17 protein-coding genes are annotated in these 17,967 nt (G+C 44.7%); 7 read left to right on the top strand and 10 right to left on the bottom strand.

Annotated features, from left to right (window positions below; translation table 11 throughout):
* Positions 1 to 53: 53 nt before the first annotated feature.
* Both secA and mutT read left to right on the top strand, forming a co-directional pair.
* On the top strand, positions 54 to 2,762 hold the full coding sequence (gene secA, locus JN178_RS15020; RefSeq protein WP_202262241.1) for a preprotein translocase subunit SecA: 2,709 nt from the start codon (positions 54 to 56) through the stop codon (positions 2,760 to 2,762).
* Entirely contained in the window at positions 2,762 to 3,145 is a 384-nt protein-coding gene (mutT, locus tag JN178_RS15015) for an 8-oxo-dGTP diphosphatase MutT (protein WP_202262240.1), read from the top strand. The genes secA and mutT overlap by 1 nt, the downstream gene beginning before the upstream one ends.
* Before the next feature lie 69 nt (positions 3,146 to 3,214).
* Here mutT and JN178_RS15010 read toward each other — a convergent pair whose 3' ends face one another.
* Both JN178_RS15010 and JN178_RS15005 read right to left on the bottom strand, forming a co-directional pair.
* Positions 3,215 to 4,087, bottom strand: a complete 873-nt coding sequence (locus JN178_RS15010) for an aspartoacylase (protein ID WP_159626840.1) — start codon at positions 4,085 to 4,087, stop codon at positions 3,215 to 3,217.
* Between the two features lie 93 nt (positions 4,088 to 4,180).
* The gene (locus JN178_RS15005; RefSeq protein WP_202262239.1) at positions 4,181 to 5,419 is read right to left on the bottom strand and encodes an NADH:flavin oxidoreductase/NADH oxidase family protein; all 1,239 of its coding nucleotides are present in this window, start codon (positions 5,417 to 5,419) and stop codon (positions 4,181 to 4,183) included.
* An 86-nt stretch (positions 5,420 to 5,505) separates the two neighbouring features.
* On the opposite strand from JN178_RS15005, the gene JN178_RS15000 reads away from it, so the two are divergent.
* The gene (locus JN178_RS15000) at positions 5,506 to 5,928 is read left to right on the top strand and encodes a MerR family transcriptional regulator (RefSeq protein ID WP_202262238.1); all 423 of its coding nucleotides are present in this window, start codon (positions 5,506 to 5,508) and stop codon (positions 5,926 to 5,928) included.
* 73 nt (positions 5,929 to 6,001) lie between these two features.
* On the opposite strand, the gene yacG is transcribed toward JN178_RS15000, so the two are convergent.
* The 8 genes from yacG to JN178_RS14960 all read right to left on the bottom strand — a co-directional run bounded on the left by yacG (position 6,002) and on the right by JN178_RS14960 (position 12,410).
* A complete protein-coding gene (gene yacG / locus JN178_RS14995; protein WP_159626843.1) occupies positions 6,002 to 6,229 on the bottom strand; it encodes a DNA gyrase inhibitor YacG in 228 nt (75 codons plus the stop codon).
* Positions 6,230 to 6,281: 52 nt separating this feature from the next.
* On the bottom strand, positions 6,282 to 7,034 hold the full coding sequence (gene zapD / locus JN178_RS14990) for a cell division protein ZapD (RefSeq protein WP_202262237.1): 753 nt from the start codon (positions 7,032 to 7,034) through the stop codon (positions 6,282 to 6,284).
* A 243-nt stretch (positions 7,035 to 7,277) separates the two neighbouring features.
* Positions 7,278 to 7,889, bottom strand: coding sequence for a dephospho-CoA kinase (gene coaE / locus JN178_RS14985; RefSeq protein WP_202262236.1), 612 nt, complete (start codon positions 7,887 to 7,889; stop codon positions 7,278 to 7,280).
* A 42-nt stretch (positions 7,890 to 7,931) separates the two neighbouring features.
* The gene (locus tag JN178_RS14980; protein WP_202262235.1) at positions 7,932 to 8,843 is read right to left on the bottom strand and encodes a prepilin peptidase; all 912 of its coding nucleotides are present in this window, start codon (positions 8,841 to 8,843) and stop codon (positions 7,932 to 7,934) included.
* A 47-nt stretch (positions 8,844 to 8,890) separates the two neighbouring features.
* Positions 8,891 to 10,102: a type II secretion system F family protein gene (locus JN178_RS14975; protein ID WP_202262234.1), complete on the bottom strand. Its 1,212-nt coding sequence runs from the start codon at positions 10,100 to 10,102 to the stop codon at positions 8,891 to 8,893.
* A gap of 92 nt (positions 10,103 to 10,194) precedes the next feature.
* Complete coding sequence (locus tag JN178_RS14970; protein ID WP_269752164.1) at positions 10,195 to 10,623, bottom strand: pilin; 429 nt, start codon at positions 10,621 to 10,623, stop codon at positions 10,195 to 10,197.
* A 393-nt stretch (positions 10,624 to 11,016) separates the two neighbouring features.
* Complete coding sequence (gene nadC, locus JN178_RS14965; protein WP_202266089.1) at positions 11,017 to 11,871, bottom strand: carboxylating nicotinate-nucleotide diphosphorylase; 855 nt, start codon at positions 11,869 to 11,871, stop codon at positions 11,017 to 11,019.
* Between the two features lie 20 nt (positions 11,872 to 11,891).
* On the bottom strand, positions 11,892 to 12,410 hold the full coding sequence (locus JN178_RS14960; RefSeq protein ID WP_202262233.1) for a retropepsin-like aspartic protease family protein: 519 nt from the start codon (positions 12,408 to 12,410) through the stop codon (positions 11,892 to 11,894).
* A 132-nt stretch (positions 12,411 to 12,542) separates the two neighbouring features.
* On the opposite strand from JN178_RS14960, the gene ampD reads away from it, so the two are divergent.
* The 4 genes from ampD (at position 12,543) to aceE (ending at position 17,951) form a co-directional block, all read left to right on the top strand.
* Entirely contained in the window at positions 12,543 to 13,112 is a 570-nt protein-coding gene (gene ampD, locus JN178_RS14955; RefSeq protein WP_202262232.1) for a 1,6-anhydro-N-acetylmuramyl-L-alanine amidase AmpD, read from the top strand.
* Positions 13,113 to 13,115: 3 nt separating this feature from the next.
* Complete coding sequence (ampE, locus tag JN178_RS14950) at positions 13,116 to 13,985, top strand: beta-lactamase regulator AmpE (RefSeq protein WP_202262231.1); 870 nt, start codon at positions 13,116 to 13,118, stop codon at positions 13,983 to 13,985.
* 348 nt (positions 13,986 to 14,333) lie between these two features.
* Positions 14,334 to 15,080, top strand: coding sequence for a GntR family transcriptional regulator (locus tag JN178_RS14945; protein WP_159626852.1), 747 nt, complete (start codon positions 14,334 to 14,336; stop codon positions 15,078 to 15,080).
* 195 nt (positions 15,081 to 15,275) lie between these two features.
* Positions 15,276 to 17,951 carry a pyruvate dehydrogenase (acetyl-transferring), homodimeric type gene (gene aceE / locus JN178_RS14940; protein ID WP_202262230.1) on the top strand — a complete coding sequence of 892 codons (2,676 nt, stop codon included), beginning with the start codon at positions 15,276 to 15,278 and terminating at the stop codon, positions 17,949 to 17,951.
* Positions 17,952 to 17,967: the final 16 nt, after the last annotated feature.

Raw genomic sequence — 17,967 nt, 5'->3', positions numbered from 1 at the left:
TTTAGCTGTGCACCGTGTGCGGCGTCTCGACAAGTAGTGGAATAATAAAGCTAATGTTTTCAAGCATCCTTCGAAAAGTATTCGGTAGTAGAAACGACCGATTATTAAAAAAATTACGCAAGAACGTAGATGCCATCAATGCACTGGAAGCAGAGTATGAAAAGCTTTCTGATGAGGCGCTAAAAGCGAAGACCGACGAGTTTAAAGCACGCCTAGAGAAAGGTGAGACGTTAGACGATATTTTGAACGACGCCTTTGCAACGGTGCGCGAAGCGAGTAAGCGTGTATATGGTATGCGCCACTTTGACGTGCAAATGCTAGGTGGTCAGGTACTTCACGAAGGTAAAATTTCGGAAATGCGCACCGGTGAGGGTAAAACGTTAACGGCAACGCTCCCCACTTACTTAAACGCGCTATCGGGCAAAGGTGTTCACGTAGTTACTGTGAACGATTATCTTGCGCGCCGAGATGCCGAGTGGAGTAACCAGTTATTCACTTTCCTGGGGATGCGTGTTGGCTGTAACGTACCTGGTATGTCACCTGAACAAAAACGTGATGCGTACCAAGCTGATGTAACGTACGGTACCAATAACGAATTTGGTTTTGACTATCTGCGCGATAACATGGCATTTAGTCCACAAGATCGCGTTCAGCGACCACTTAACTTTGCTGTAGTGGATGAAGTTGACTCTATCTTGATTGATGAGGCGCGTACGCCGCTAATTATCTCTGGTCAAGCCGAGGATAGTTCGGAGCTATACCGTCGAATTAATTTAGTTATTCCTAAATTGGTTCAGCAAGAAAAAGAAGACGAAGAAGGTCAAGAAGGTGATGGCGATTACACAATCGACCTAAAAGCCAAGCAAATTCACTTAACAGAACGTGGCCAAATTCACGTTGAAGAAATTCTTCACCAAGAAGGTATTTTACCTGAAGGCGAGTCTTTGTTTGCCGCCGGCAACATCTCATTGCTTCACCACATTAATGCGGCACTGCGCGCACATAAACTGTTCTCTAAAGATGTGGATTACATCGTTAAAGACGAGCAAATTGTTATTGTCGACGAGCACACTGGTCGTACGATGGAAGGCCGCCGTTGGTCTGAAGGTTTGCACCAAGCGGTAGAAGCGAAAGAAGGCGTTCGCATTCAAAATGAGAACCAGACCTTGGCGTCAATTACGTTCCAAAACTACTTCCGCTTGTACAACAAGCTAGCGGGTATGACAGGTACGGCAGATACAGAAGCGTTTGAGTTTAACCACATTTACGGTCTAGAAACTGTGGTTATTCCAACGAATAAGCCAATGCAGCGTAAAGATATGGCTGACCTTATCTACCTGACGGCAGAAGAAAAGTACGAAGCTATCGTTGAAGACATTAAAGCGTGTGTGAAGCGTGGGCAACCAACGCTTGTAGGTACTGTGTCGATTGAAAACTCAGAGCTTATTTCTCGCATTCTTAAGAAAGAAAAAATTCCGCACAAAGTACTTAATGCTAAGTTCCACGAACAGGAAGCGGACATTGTTGCGCAAGCTGGTAAGCCGGGTGCGGTAACTATTGCTACCAATATGGCCGGTCGTGGTACTGATATCGTACTTGGTGGTAATTGGCAGGCAGAGCTTGAAAAAATTGAAAACCCAACTGAAGCGCAAATTGAAAAAGTAAAAGCAGCATGGAAAGAAAGCCATGATGCAGTACTTGCTTCAGGTGGCTTACACATTATTGGTACTGAACGTCACGAATCTCGTCGTATCGATAACCAGTTACGTGGTCGTTCTGGCCGTCAAGGTGACCCTGGTTCAAGCCGCTTCTATTTATCGCTTGACGATGCACTAATGCGTATCTTTGCCTCTGAAAAAATGGGCAATATGATGAAGCGTTTGGGCATGGAGCGTGGTGAGGCGATTGAGCACCCATGGGTGACTCGTGCTATTGAAAATGCCCAGCGTAAAGTTGAAGGTCGTAACTTTGATATTCGTAAACAACTACTTGAGTACGATGATGTTGCAAACGACCAGCGTAAAGTTATTTACGAACAGCGTAATGAGCTACTCGATGAAGGCGATATCAGCGAAACCATCGCCGCTATTCGCGAAGATGTAATCTCAGGCGTTGTAGATGAGTATATTCCGCCTCAGTCACTAGAAGAAATGTGGGATGTTAAAGGGTTAGAAGAGCGCCTTAAGGCCGATTTTGCCACGGATCTCCCGCTACAATCATGGCTAGAAAACGACGACAAGCTATATGAAGAAAAGCTACGCGAACGTATTCTTGATGAGGTTGTTAATGCATACAAAGCCAAAGAGGCGGTTGTGGGTGCAGACGTGCTTCGTCAGTTTGAAAAAGCGGTTATGCTTCAAAACCTAGACAGCCACTGGAAAGAGCATTTGGCTGCGATGGACCACTTGCGTCAAGGTATTCACTTGCGTGGCTATGCACAGAAAAACCCTAAGCAAGAATACAAGCGCGAGTCGTTTGAGTTATTCTCTCAAATGCTTGAAGCTCTGAAGGTTGAAGTTATTACTATTTTGGCCCGAGTAAAAGTACAAGCGGAAGAAGATGTTCAAAAAGTGGAAGAGCAGCGTCGTCAAGCAGACGATGTGCCTAAGAACTTTGAGCATGAAGAAGCTACTGCAACACCAGAGCAGGCCAGCGATAAAGTTCGTACACAAGTTCGCGAAGGCGCTAAAGTGGGCCGTAACGACCCATGTCCGTGTGGCTCTGGCAAAAAGTACAAGCAGTGTCACGGTAAGCTGAAATAATGAAAGTGGTACATGTTGCCGTGGGTGTTATTGCTCGCGGCGATAATATTTTTATCACGCTTCGTCACGACCATCTTCATCAAGGTGGTAAATGGGAGTTCCCTGGTGGCAAAGTAGAGCAGGGCGAAAGTGTGCAAGAGGCACTCGCGCGCGAGCTACTCGAAGAAATAGGCATTCAAGTACTGAAAAGTGAGCCTGTTATTGTGATTAACCATGACTACGGCGATAAAGTCGTTAAGTTAGATGTACATCGGGTAACTGACTTCTCAGGTGAGCCGCATGGGAAAGAAGGCCAGTCTGCTCGATGGGTTGCCTTGGATGCGCTACAAGCACAAGACTTTCCAGCGGCCAATGTACCCATTATAAAAGCGCTACAAACGTAATATACCTTAAACAAAAACGGCCACTTATAGTGGCCGTTTTTTATTGGTAATAATGATACTGCCTACAATTTACAGGGTAATACGCTGTGCAGTTGCAAAGGCAACGTCTAACTTGAAGTACGCCGCTTCATTAATAAAGTGTGGGTAGGTTTCACTTTCGCCTTCCCACACAATGTCATGTCCATCAAACGTTCTAAACATCGGCATACCCGGCAGTAGTGGCTCGAAATCAGTATCCTGAAGCGCATGATGGATCATGGCCGTGCGTTGACCACTTTCATCTAACGGAAATGATATGTTTTCACCCAAGCGAAATACTTCACAGGCCGGTAATGTGTCACTAGAAATAGTACCTTGGTTGAAGGCAACACAGAACGCAAGAATCACTTCAGCCATAGTTTGAGTGAGTAAGTATACGTCTTCACGTAGCACACCCTGAGGCTGGCCGCCTACTTCTATCATTACCCCGCGTTTACCAGTAGTACATAGGTAGCCGTGCTCAAGGTAAGGCTTTTCATCTTCAAGCAAGATATTTGCTTCAGGCATATGTTGCTTCACATAGCGAGCTAGCTGTATATGAAAGTCATCGGCCTGCAGAATGATGAGCGTAGCGCCCATTTGACTTGTCGTGTTGTGAATGTCTACAACCAAGTCGGTCTTTGACTCACCCTTAGGACCAAATTTTTCATTCAGCACTTGCGCTAATTTTGCTTCTTTAGTCGACTTGTTCTCGCTCAGTGCCGCAAAGGTAAATTGTCTGTTTAAGTCTTCTTCAATAAAGCGGACATTAGCCTCTAGTGCCGCTTGATTAGCAATGTGAAGTGACACATTTAAGGCATCAAAGCGTGAGGGAAGTCCATGTTTTTGCCAGTTTTTAACTAACTGAATACCGCTGGTTTCGTTACCGTGGGTACCACCAACAAACGCGATTGATTGAATCATGGACTTTCCTTTGTGCTGCAGAAAACGACGAGCTAATCGCCATAAGAGAGATTAGCTTGATAGTACAACAGTCTACAACTGCCGAGAATACATTTATTGTACTTCATCGGCGTACTGTTTGCGGTATCGCTTGGTAAGTTTGGCACTGCGCAACTGATCGAGTATCAGCGAAATTATTGGGTTTGTATTTTGAGAAGGCCGTTTTCCGTTTCCAACACGGCGTAGTTGGCGCTTTACTTGTGCCATAGTCGCAAGGCCAGAAAGTGTTTTGTCTTTCCAATCTACAACCGGAATAACACCCAATGTATCTGGCGAAGCTCGCCATTGGTTAGGTAGATCAGGGGTTAATGCCAGTGCAGACGCAATACCAACCATATCTACACCACTTTGAATCACTTGCTGTGCTACTGCGAGTTTACGAATACCTCCTGTAGTCATAATGGGAATGGTCGTGGTACTTGCTATTTGCTCAGCAAAAGTTAAAAAATACGCTTCTCGCGCGAGTGTTCTATCATCAGCTGTTCTTCCTTGCATCGCTGGCGCCTCATAGCTTCCACCGGAAAGCTCAACAAGATCTACATTGTGCTGTGCCAGCATGCCAACAACGTCACGGGCATCATCTACGTCAAACCCGCCACGTTGAAAATCTGCTGAGTTTAACTTTACAGCCACATCAAAGTCTTTGCCGCATTGCTCGCGCACTTGCTGAACAATGGTGAGTAACAGACGAGCACGGTTTTCAAGACTGCCACCCCATTCATCTTTACGTTTGTTTGTCAGAGGAGACAAAAATTGCGCGAGTAAGTATCCGTGTGCTGCATGTATTTGAACGCCGTCATAACCCGCTTGTTTGGCCCGTGAGGCCGTAGTAACAAATCGACTCACCACATCATTAATTTCGGTTTCTGTCATAGCTTTTGGTTGACCGAATAGGTGAGAGTGCTTACCCATATTGAGTGGAATGTCAGAAGGAGAAAGTACCTTACCTCCCATTTTGGCAAAGACCTGTCGACCCGGATGGTTTATCTGCATCCACAAACGCGTATTATTGCGCTTGGCCTCCTTCGCTAACTGCTGAAATGGTGCTAGCGGTGTGTGAGCTTCAAGTGCAAGTCCTCCTGGGCCGGTCATCGCTAAATGATCGACCATCACGTTGCCGGTAATGATAAGGCCGACACCACCTTCAGCCCAGGCGCGATATAACCGAAAAAGTGCGTCGCCTGGCAATTGATTAGCCTGGGCCATATTTTCTTCCATAGCGGCCTTTGCGAGCCGATTTTTAATGGTTTGCCCATTGGGCAAGGTAAACGGGGTAAAAACATTTGATGACATGGTTTGCTCTCTCGTTACTGTGCATTGACGTTACTATAAGCTTTAAGTTAACTTTAAGGTCAAGGTTATTTTTTTAAGCGAATACCATGCGTATTGGACAACTAGCACAAGCCATTGATTTACCGACAAGTACTATTCGATTTTACGAACAAAAAGGGTTATTGCCTCCTGCAGCGCGCACCGCAAAGGGTTATCGACAATACGATACTCACGCAATTGAGCGATTAAAGATGATCAAGTTTGCCACCAGCCTAGGGTTTTCCCTAGACGATCTACCGGGACTATTTGCCAGTGGTGAAGGCTTGGACCACCAGCAAGTTATGGTGCACTTGCGCGAGCGAAAACAAGATATTGATGACCTTATGGCAAAGCTTGAACGTCAAAAGTCACAGATGGTGTATCTAATGCATCGCCTCGAGGAGTTGTGGAAAGCGGGCCATTGTATGACTGCCTGTGAACTTGATGGCTTACTTGAGGGACTTAATATGGACAATGTGCGAGAGGTCTAAAGCACGGCTGACTCTTGATGCGTTAATTGCAACCTCGTCAGAATAAAGACTCAGTACTATTGAACACAGTGGATCAATGCTTGAAAAAGTCTTCTTGTTGCTGTGCAAGCATCGCTTCAATTTCTTCTATATCGATGTGTTTTGGTGTGGCATCTTCGGCAGGCTTCCCAGCAATTTTTCTGTCTTCTGCTGCCCACTCACCTAAATCAATAAGCTGACATTTCTTGCTGCAAAAAGGACGGAACTCACTTTCTGGACCCCAAACAACAGCTTTAGTACAAATAGGGCATTTAACTTCCATTAGAAACTCCGTTGATAACAGTGGACGAGGACTTACGTGGTATATGGGTATTTTAGCAGGCTGCTAATTGAAACTGAACATGGTTCTCGACAGCACTTCCGCCATTTTGATTGGGAGTGAAAAGCATGAAACGCAGTGCATAGCGGTATTTATTACCGCTGAGCGTCGGATAATAGCCTTCATCCACACTACATCTAACACGAATGAGTTCATTCTTATCTTCAGCTGCGCCTTGATAGAAACCATTTTCGGCGGTGACAGCGACAAACTGCCCACGTTCCCGAATAAATGACAAGCTGACAGCAATAGCGTCGTTAAGGAGTGCTAATGTCTCCAGCCAATTGTTTATTTCCGACTGTCTTTGTTCAAGGGGTTGCTGTAGCCAAAAATGTAGATTAGGCAAATCAAAGCTACACGCGCCACCGGGTATCGCAAAGCGTTGTCGAATAGCACTAAGTAACTTATCTTCTTTTAGCGCACTGCCAAAACGGCGATCGCTTTTTAGCTTTTCACGTAACGTTAATACCGTTTTAAGTGCTTGTTCTAATGCAGTACTGTCGATTTTAGGGTGCTTCGACCAATACACGAGGTTTTTCTCGTGTGCTTCAAGGTCTTTGGTCAGATCTGAGCGTAAGTCCAAACGCTCAACAAGGTCGAGCAATTCGAAGAGTTGTTGAAAAAAAACAAGCTGCAAATGTGTATGCTCAGACTTAGCTGAGATTTTAAGTTGCCCAAGCAGCTGCTCAACACGTAAATAGTTACGTACCTTTTCCTTTAGTGGAAATTCGAAAACAGCGTTGCCCATGGATACCCTTAAAACACATATACTTAGAGCTAAAGCCTAATGCATGATTGCGTTTAAGCCAAGTTTACTTGGCCACCAAACTGTTGTTTTGACGTTATTTGGTCAAAAAAGTTTCAAAAAGCGAGTGGGGAGCCGAATTTTGTTGCCTCATACAGCCTTTATCTTCATCAGATGCTTTTTCGTTGCACGGCTACTTTGCAACGAAAACGACAAATATAGTTATTTCATAAAATCGTATCGTAACTAGATTGAAGCTGAACTTTGCTCTAGTAGCGCGCTATGCAGCGTCTCAACTTGTGCAGCAAGATGCGCTAGGCTAGCGCTATTATCAAGAACATAATCTGCTGCGGCTAGTCGGGTTTCGCGCGTGGCTTGTGAAGCCATAATGTTCTTTATTGTTTGCTCTGTGCTTTCATCCCGCTGTACAGCGCGTGCAAGTTGCATTTCTTCAGGGCAATCTACCACAACTACCTTGTTACACATTACGGTTAGATTATTTTCAACCAATAGTGGAACCGATAAAATGCAGTAGGGACTTTTGGATTCTGCGATGAGTGTCATCATTTGATTGCGGATGAGGGGATGAAGTAAACCGTTTAGCCAATGCTTTTCATCGTCATTGTGAAAAACGCGTTCGCGCAGTGCAGCGCGATTAAGGCTACCGTTTTCTAGCAGTACATCGTTGCCGAAATGTTCAACAATTTTAGCAAGACCCTCTGAGCCTATCGCAACCACATCCCGAGCAACTTCATCCGCATCAATAATATCGATATTGTGCTTTTGAAATAATGCAGTTGCAGCTGATTTTCCACTACCAATACCACCTGTAAGGCCCACTACAAATTTATCACTCATTCGCTTCACTCTTTCTCGCTAAAAGGGCAACGGCCTTATGGCCTACAACACCATATTTAAGTAAGCGGTAATGATATCGGTTTTATACAGTAAGGTTAACCATCCAGCTACCGCGAGGTAAGGGCCAAATGGAATGGCCAGAGACTTTCCTTGTTTCTGTACAATCATAATTACAATGCCAACCACCGCACCCACAAAAGACGAAAGCAAGATAATAACGGGCAAGCCTTGCCAGCCCGTAAAAGCCCCTAAAGCGGCTAATAATTTAAAGTCGCCATAGCCCATACCTTCTTTGCCGGTAACAAGTTTAAACAACCAATATACAGACCATAAACTAAGGTAGCCTGCAGCTGCACCAATGATTGCCTCTGTTGGAGTGACGAAAACGTTATGCGTACTGAGTATTAAACCCAACCAAAGCAGTGGAAGCGTGAGTTGATCGGGTAACAGCATTTTGTCTAAATCAATAAACAGTAACGATATAAGTGCATAGGTGAATAGGACCGCCCATAAGGCTTGTGGTGTGGGGCCAAAATGGTACGCAGCAAACGTGCATACCAAAGCCGTGAATAACTCAACTGCCGGATAACGTGGTGAAATTCCGGTTTTGCATTTCGAACACTTCCCTTTCAGGAAAAGGTAACTTATGACAGGAATGTTTTCCCAAGCGCGAATTTTATGTCCACACGACGGACATGTACTGTCTGGTTTTACAAGGTTAAAGGGAGCTTCTTGGCTATCTATTTGGGCCGTTGTGACTCGCTCGTCACCTTGTTCGGCAAAATAGTCATTGTATTCACGCTGCCAACTACGCTCCATCATGATTGGTAACCGGTAGATTACAACATTTAAAAAGCTGCCAACCATCAAGCTAACAATAAAGATAAGTGAATAGAAAAATAGTGGCGCTACCTGGTGTAATGTAACCAAGTGCTGAGCGAATGAAACATCCATGAGCAACGTGTTCTTTTTTTATTGTATTTAAAATGAGGAAGACGTAGTTATACCACGTCGCCCATTTGGAAAATAGGGAGATACATAGCAACGATCAAACCGCCGATAACCACACCTAATACCGCCATGATCATAGGCTCTAGTAAGCTGGTTAAGCCATCTACCATGTCATCGACTTCCGCTTCGTAAATAGTAGCAATTTTACTGAGCATTTCGTCGACTGCGCCTGACTCTTCACCAATAGCTATCATTTGTGTGACCATATCAGGGAATACTTGTGTTGCGCGCATAGCAACATGCATTGGCATACCACCAGCCACTTCCTTTCGCATGTATAAAATAGCCTCTCGATATACTGCATTACCTGAAGCGCCTGCAGCAGATTCTAACGCCCCAATAAGTGGAACACCTGCAGCAAAGGTTGTGGCTAGTGTACGAGTGAAGCGAGCTATACTGGCTTTTTTAAGTATTTCGCCCACTACCGGAATTTTAAGAATGTTTCTATCAACGCTGTCGCGCAATTTTTGGCTGCGCTTATAGGTTCGCATGAACATAAAACCGGCAGCACCTATTCCGATGGCTATAAAGATGCCGTAGTCTTGGACAAATCGCGAAATGCCTAGAACGAATTGTGTAAAAGCAGGTAACTCGGCACCAAAGCTACTAAAGATCTCTTCAAACTGAGGAACAACAAAAATCAGCAGTATGGTGGTAACGATGAAAGCCACGACCAATACCGCGATAGGGTAAAACATCGCTTTCTTAATTTTTGATTTTAACGCTTCTGCTTTTTCTTTATAAGTAGCTATTCTATCGTAGATAGTTTCAAGCGCACCGGACTGCTCACCGGTATACACCAAATCACAATACAAGTCGTCGAAGTAAAGCGGGTGTTTTCTAAGGGCTGAAGATAACGGGTTACCTGATTTTACTTCTTCCGTTATTTCGCCCAGTAACTTTCGCATGCTTTGCTTGGCATGACCTTGCGCTATCATCTCAAGTGATTGAATTAGGGTAACACCGGCGGCCAACATAGTGGCAATTTGGCGAGAAATTACGGATATGTCTGCGGGGGTTATTTTTTGACCACCACCACCAAACAAAGGCGTGGCGAGTTTTTTAACTTTGTTGGCAGAGATGCCCTGGCGGCGAAGCAGGTTCTTTGCTTCAGAAATCGAAACAGCGGATATTTCACCTTTGCGAGATTGACCGTGACGATCTTTACCTTGCCAAGTAAATGTAGTTGCTGCTTTTGCCATTGCGAATTCCGTCTATAAAGTGTCTCTTGAGAGCGAAAAAGCCCAGTATGATACTGGGCTTTTTACATTTATTTCTATATCAGACTATGCGATTAGCACAGTGTTGCTGGGTCGCATACTGCAGACCAGATGATACGGTTGTTATCGATGTTTGGAGTAAGCTCGTAGTCACCAGTACCTGTTAGACCAAGGTCACCGTGTTGAACAGCAGTGATAACACCGTTAGTTGTAGAAACACCTACCACGTCTACTGCTGCACCTGCCGCTGAAGCAGTGATATTAGCTGGGATACCGTTTGTGCCACCGTCACATGCAGTGATATCGTTTGTTGATGCGTAGCAGATTTCAACCGCTGTTTTCGCTGCTGCCGTTGCGTTAGTTACTTCTGTAAACTTCGCTTTTTGCGTGTAGTTTTGGTAAGCAGGAAGTGCGATTGCTGCAAGAATACCGATGATTGCAACAACAATCATTAGTTCGATTAGGGTGAAACCTTTTTGGTTTTTAGCGTTCATGGTCATCATGGTCTTATCTCCGGGACGTGTATAACACGTTAAGTTTAAATCTAATTCAAATTGACGTTTATACCCGAGTCGTTTTTGTACGCCCCTGGTACTTGATTCTCAGTATAGAATTTTTATTGCAGCTGACAAGTATTAGGGAATATACCTATGTGTTACTTTCTCAGTATGACACGTTCAATATGTCTTGTGCAGAGCGTATTTATTGAACTTTGGTATATAACTTAATAGCTTAGCAGCGTATGACTAACTATACAGTGGCAACAGATTAAGCGCAAAGCGCGCGCGTACCTAAGGTAGAATTACGGCTCGAATGTGTGAGTTCAAAAAACAAAAAAAGGCCCACAAAAAGGCCTTTAAATATAATTGATGGTTGCCTTTAAGCTTCGTGCGCGATTACGCCAAATGAATTCGCAACGACAAGTCGATAGCTTGAACGTGCTTGGTTAATGCGCCTGAAGAAATGTAATCTACCCCTAGCTGCGATAGTGACTTAAGTCGCTCATCGGTAATATTGCCAGAGACTTCTAGTTTACATTGGCCTTTATTAAGTGCTACTGCCTGTTGGATCTGTTCGTTGGTAAAATTATCAAGCATGACAATATCAGCGCCAGCCTTCATGGCTTGTTCAAGCTCGTTAAGATTTTCGACTTCAACTTCAACAGGTTTTCCTGGCATCATTGATTTGGCTCGTTCAACCGCTTTATCTATGCCGCCGCATGAGAAAATATGATTTTCTTTTATCAGAAATGCATCAAACAAACCTACACGGTGGTTTTGCCCACCACCACAACGCACGGCGTATTTTTGCGCGTAACGAAGCCCAGGTAACGTTTTGCGTGTGTCGAGAATTTTGGTGTTGCTATCAGCCAGTAAGTTCGCGTAAAACGCGGTAACAGTGGCAGTACCAGATAGGGTTTGTAAGAAATTAAGCGCAGTGCGCTCTGCGGTGAGAATAGCTTTTGCAGACCCTTCTAGCGTAAGCAGTACCGTGTCTGGTGCTACGCTGTCACCGTCTTCAACATGCCATTGCAGTGTCACTGTTTCGTCAATAAGTGCGAACGCTTGATTTACCCAAGCTACTCCACATACCACACACGACTCTCTGGTGATAACCGTCGCTTTCGCTTGAACGTTATCGTCTATAAGGTTCGCTGTTATATCGTTGGAGGCATTTAATTCACCGCCTAGGTCTTCGATAAGTGCCGATGATACTTGCTCTCGTATCGCTTGCATGTCTGGTGATGTCATCTTCATCGCTATCGTCTGTATTAAAGGGTACGCAATATTAACCAATCTCCGCGCTGAGTAAACTCTAATTGGCGAAGAACGCTCATTCCAAGCAAAATATGGTCATCCTGCATGCCGGGATTTAAGTTTGCATCAACATCGTGAAGTACAATATCGCCAATACGCAGGGTATCAATATTCGATTCCGCCACTTTTACCGTGCCGTTTGCTGTGGTGGCCAAACCTTCTCGTCCCGCGCGAAGTTGCAGTTTGTTCGCCAAGTGAGCTGGAACCGCAACATCAGTGGCACCAGTATCAACCAAAAAAATGACTTCTTCATTATTGATGTAGCCCGTAGTGACGTAATGTCCCTGACGGTTTTGTTTAAGTCTTACTTCGGTTTGTGAACCAATACGCTCAGATTGAGGCTCGCTATTTGGGTTTACTTGTTTTTCCAACAAATCTGAAAATACAAACACCAGCAAGCCAAAACCGCAGATCCAAGCCAATGCGACCATCCATTTACCTGCGCTTTGGACAGTGTCATTTTCATTACTCATGCTTTTTCCTTCTCAGTAACGCGTTTTCCTGTTTTTTTAAGTGATAGCATCCAATCCGAATGGCTTGCAATCAAACGCATCGCGATGTCACACTTTAACCTATGTAGATGATTACTCAATAAATCAATTATTATGGTGCTTTACAATCAAGCCACATTTACCCAATCGCCTCATTTCGATGAGCGGCCCTTTGATGCTATTTTGCAGCCTAACAATATCGATTTATTGGTTATCCACAATATATCGTTGCCTCCTTCTCAGTTTGGCACGAGTGGTATCAGAGATTTATTTACAGGTAACCTTGACCCCCAAGCGCACCCGTTTTACAAGGAAATTGCAGGTCTTCGCGTATCTGCCCATTGCGTAATTTACCGCACAGGAGAGATAGAGCAGTTTGTTCCTTTTGAGAAAAGAGCCTGGCATGCGGGTTTATCTTCTTTCCAAGGTCGCCAACGTTGTAACGACTTTTCAATTGGAATTGAACTTGAAGGAACTGACACGCTACCTTTTACCGACGCGCAATACGAATCACTTAAATCATTGAGCGAATTTATAATTAAGCGCTATCCTCGGATCACTTTAGGGCGTATTGTAGGTCATAATGATATTGCACCGGGTAGAAAAACTGATCCCGGCGAGGCTTTTGACTGGCCAAAATATCGAACCAGTTTACGACGCGTGCTTAAACAAGGACATGCCTAATATATGATGTTAATGAGTTTATTGTTGGTGTTAAGCCTAGAGAGACTTATCACTAAAGACAGTCACTGGCATATTGAGACTTATGCCACTAAGTATCGCCAGTTGTTAGTCAACAATAAATGGCTCACTGAAGACAGTTCGTCAGCGTACTTATATATGAGCATGTTGCTCCCGCCCATTATTCTTGGGTTGATTGAATACTGGCTATTAGGCGCGTTTCTAACCTTCATAGAGCAAAGCCTTATCTTATTTATTTGCGTAGGTTGCCCGGCACTGCGTGCAACGTATAAATGTTTTTTAAATGCGGCTGATAGAGGCGACCTGCAAGCGTGCAGTATGTACACTGATCAGCTAGGGCATTGTGGCACGCCAAACGAAAGTGACGGTACCGCCACAACCGAAGGTAAAAGCTTTGGGCAGCACCTGACATGGCTTAATTATCAGCACTATGCTGCGGTTATGTTGTGGTTTATTGCATTTGGCGCACCTGGTGCACTGTTTTATAGCTTAAGTCGCAGTACTACCGAAGCAATGTGCGGTGAAAATCACCCATTAAAGGAAAGCGCAGGGCGTTTGATGTTTGCGCTCGATTACATTCCTGTGCGAATTACGGCGTTCGGAATGTTAATGATGGGACATTTTTCACGGGCTTTGCCCGAGTGGCTCAAACATGCGTTGCAATTTGATATTTCGGCCTATGACGTACTGACTAAAATTTCCTCTAAAGCCGAAATGCTAACACCTGAAGAGCGAGAAGCGCAGGCTAAAAATGCAGCGGTTGAACCCAAAGTACTAGTAAAATTGGCTAAACGTAATGTTATTTTTCTTCTGGTAATTACTTCAGCGCTTACGCTAATTGGCAGTCTCGCATAACCACTATTATTAACATTTAATCACCTTATCTACTAGAGCTACGTTTGGTCTATAAATTATTTGTTTATAGATCAGACGCTTTCGTCTCAATATATACTGCATAGGCCTCATCAGACCAGTTGATGGGCGCTGATTTTTGTTAACAAATTCAATAATAAACCTTAACAGCAAGCAAAGTGCGCAAGCTTTGCTATGCTCTAGAGTATTTACCTCGAAATCGATCTGCCTTAAACTGTATAGGTAAAATGGTATTACCAATTTGATGAATGTTTAAATTTTCTCCGATTATTTTTTACATTCACAATGTTTATATCACCCAGTGTTTAAGAAGAAGGATAGATACTGCGCATGCGTCAGCAGCGAAAAAAACTCTCTGATGTAATTACCGAACAATTAGAGTCGATGATACTCGACGGTACGTTATTGGCTGGTCAAAAGCTGCCGCCAGAGAGAGAGCTTGCGCTTGAATTTGATGTGTCTCGTCCTTCTTTACGTGAAGCTATTGGTAATTTACAGGCGCGGGGTTTAGTTGAGCGAAAACAAGGCGGCGGTACGTTTGTTAATCGAAACCTAAATGCGGCAATGAAAGATCCGTTGATGGACTTGGTGAGTCAGCGTCCAGAAACACAGTTCGACTTGCTTGAGTTCCGTCACGCGCTTGAAGGTATGTCAGCGTATTACGCGGCATTGCGTGGCCAGCCCGAAGATTACAATGCGTTGAAACAAGCATTAAATGATTTGCCAACGCCCAAAGCCGATGAGAGTAAGCGTGCTCAAGCAGAAGCGCTGGGGCAGTTTTATATCATCATGGCACGCGCTTCTCACAACATGGTATTGCTGCATGTAATGAGCACTATGCAAAGTATGTTGGTTGACAATATTGAACGAAATTTAGACATGCTGGCCGCACACCCAGAAGCGGTGGAAGACATTGCCAAGCAGCGTCGCGAAATTGTAGATGCGATAGCCTCGCGTGACCCTGAAGCGGCACGACAAGCGTGTAATACGCATCTGGCGTTTATTGAAAAAACGCTATTGACAATAAATCAGCGCGATACACGTGTTCAACGTGCACTGCGCCGACTGGAAATTTAGTTAAATAACATTGTTGTTTAACTATTCATTCGCAGAGGCCGGTCGGGTTTTTACCTGTGCCACTGCAAAAGCAGGTGAGCCAGATAGGGTCACTGTGAGTACAACGTAATTTAGTTTTCCTTCTTTTAGCGTTCTTTTTAACAAGAACAAGGCTTAAGGAGGATTTTCTATATAAGCAAAAAATAGGATGGCACCATGACTGATATGATGCACCAAGATGTGGATCCACAAGAAACGAAAGAGTGGATTGACGCGCTTGAGTCGGTTTTAGAAGAGGAAGGCGTAGAACGCGCACATTACTTACTCGAAAAGCTTATTGATAAAGCTCGTCGCAGCGGCGCGCATTTGCCTTATGACGCTACTACTGCCTACATCAATACCATTCCTGCGGCGCAAGAGCCAAAAATGCCGGGCGATTTGACCATTGAAGCGCGTATCCGTGCGGCAATTCGTTGGAACGCATTGATGATTGTATTGCGTGCATCGAAAAAAGAACTAGAGCTTGGTGGCCATATTGGTAGCTTCGCGTCATCTGCAATGCTTTACGATGTGGGCTTTAACCATTTCTTCAAAGCGCCAAACGAAAATCAAGGCGGTGACTTTATTTTTGCTCAAGGTCACATTGCACCGGGTATCTACGCGCGCTCGTACATGGAAGGTAACTTAACTGAAGAACAGTTAAACAACTTCCGTCAGGAATGTGCAGGCGACGGTTTGTCTTCTTACCCGCACCCGCATTTGATGAAAGACTACTGGCAGTTCCCAACTGTATCGATGGGTCTTGGTCCACTTCAAGCAATTTACACAGCGCGATTCCTTAAATACCTAACTAACCGTGGTATTAAAGACTGTTCAGATCAGCGCGTTTACTGCTACATGGGTGACGGTGAGTGTGATGAGCCAGAAAGCTTGGGTGCAATTGGTCTTGCGTCTCGCGAAGGCCTGGACAATCTAACGTTTGTTATCAACTGTAACCTTCAGCGCCTAGACGGCCCGGTACGTGGTAACGGCAAAATAATCCAAGAACTTGAAGGTACATTCCGCGGCGCAGGCTGGGAAGTAGTGAAAGTGATTTGGGGTAGCTACTGGGATGAGCTTCTTGCGCGCGACAAATCTGGCAAGCTTATCCAGCTTATGGGTGAAACCGTAGACGGTGAATACCAAAACTGTAAAGCCAAAGGCGGCAAGTACACCCGTGAAAACTTCTTTAACAAGTACCCTGAAACGGCGGCACTTGTAGCGAATATGTCAGACGATGACATCTGGCGCTTGAACCGTGGTGGCCACGACCCTGTTAAAGTATTTGCAGCTTATCAAAAAGCCATTGATACAAAGGGTCGCCCAACGGTAATTCTTGCGAAGACAGTTAAAGGCTTTGGTCTTGGTGCTTCGGGTGAAGCGCAAAACGTAGCGCACAACGTTAAGAAAATGGACGTTGATTCAATTAAAGCGTTCCGCGACCGTTTCAATATTCCGGTAGCAGACGACAAGATTGCTGACCTACCTTACTTCAAGTTCGAAGAAGATAGCGAAGAAATGAAGTACCTTCGTGCCCGCCGTGAAGCGCTAGGTGGTTATCTACCTGCACGTCGTGAGCAAGCCGAAGAGCAGCTTGAAATTCCAGAGTTGAGTGCATTCGACGCTATCTTAAAAGGCTCTGGCGACCGTCAAGTTTCATCAACGATGACATTTGTACGTGTGCTTAACGCATTGTTGAAAGATAAGAAAATTGGTAAGCGCATTGTGCCAATCATTCCTGATGAAGCTCGTACATTCGGTATGGAAGGCTTGTTCCGTCAGGTAGGTATTTACGCCAATGAAGGCCAGAAATACGTACCTCAAGACGCAGACCAAGTCGCTTACTATCGCGAAGATAAGAAAGGTCAGGTACTGCAAGAAGGTATTAACGAACTAGGTGCAATGGCATCGTGGGTAGCGTCAGGTACGTCTTACTCAACGTGTAATGCTACCACTATCCCGTTCTACATTTACTACTCAATGTTTGGTTTCCAACGTGTTGGTGACCTTGCATGGGCAGCAGGTGATAGCCAAGCGCGTGGTTTCTTATTAGGCGCAACAGCAGGAAGAACTACGCTTAACGGTGAAGGTCTACAGCACCAAGACGGTCACTCACACGTTCAAGCGAACCTAATCCCTAACTGTATTACTTACGACCCAACGTACGGCTACGAAGTTGCAGTTATCGTTCAAGACGGTCTGCGTCGCATGTATGGTAACAACGAGAACATCTTCTATTACCTAACGTTGATGAACGAGAACTACCAGCACCCTGAAATGCCTGAAGGTGATGATGTTGCTGAGCAAATCATCAAAGGTATTTATAAACTTGAGCGTGTTGAAAACGATAAGTCTAAGCTTAACGTACAACTAATGGGCTCTGGTACTATCTTGAACGAAGTACGTAAAGCAGCACAAATCCTTTGTGACGATTACAACGTATCTTCTGACGTGTACTCAGTGACCTCGTTCAACGAGCTAGCTCGTGAAGGTCAAGACGTAGCGCGCTGGAACATGCTTAACCCAGAAGCTGAGCAAAAAGTACCTTACATTGGTCAGGTTATTACCAAAGACGCAGGTCCTGCGATTTCAGCCACTGACTATGTTAAGAACTACTCTGACCAAGTACGCGCGTTCATTGACACTGAATATCGCTGTCTAGGTACAGACGGTTTCGGTCGCAGCGACAGCCGTGAAAACTTGCGTACTCACTTTGAAGTTAATGCGTCATACATCGTGGTTGCATCACTTTACGAATTGGCTCAACGCGGTGACGTTGAGAAGAAAGTGGTAGCAGAAGCCATTAAGCGTTTTGATATTAACGCTGAAAAACTTAACCCACTTTACGCGTAAGCCAGATAAGGTATTT

It is taken from the genome of Alteromonas sp. KC3, assembly GCF_016756315.1.
Lineage (GTDB): Bacteria > Pseudomonadota > Gammaproteobacteria > Enterobacterales > Alteromonadaceae > Alteromonas.
Note: the sequence above shows the minus strand (reverse complement) of the source record. Positions and strands in the feature narration are given on the sequence as shown.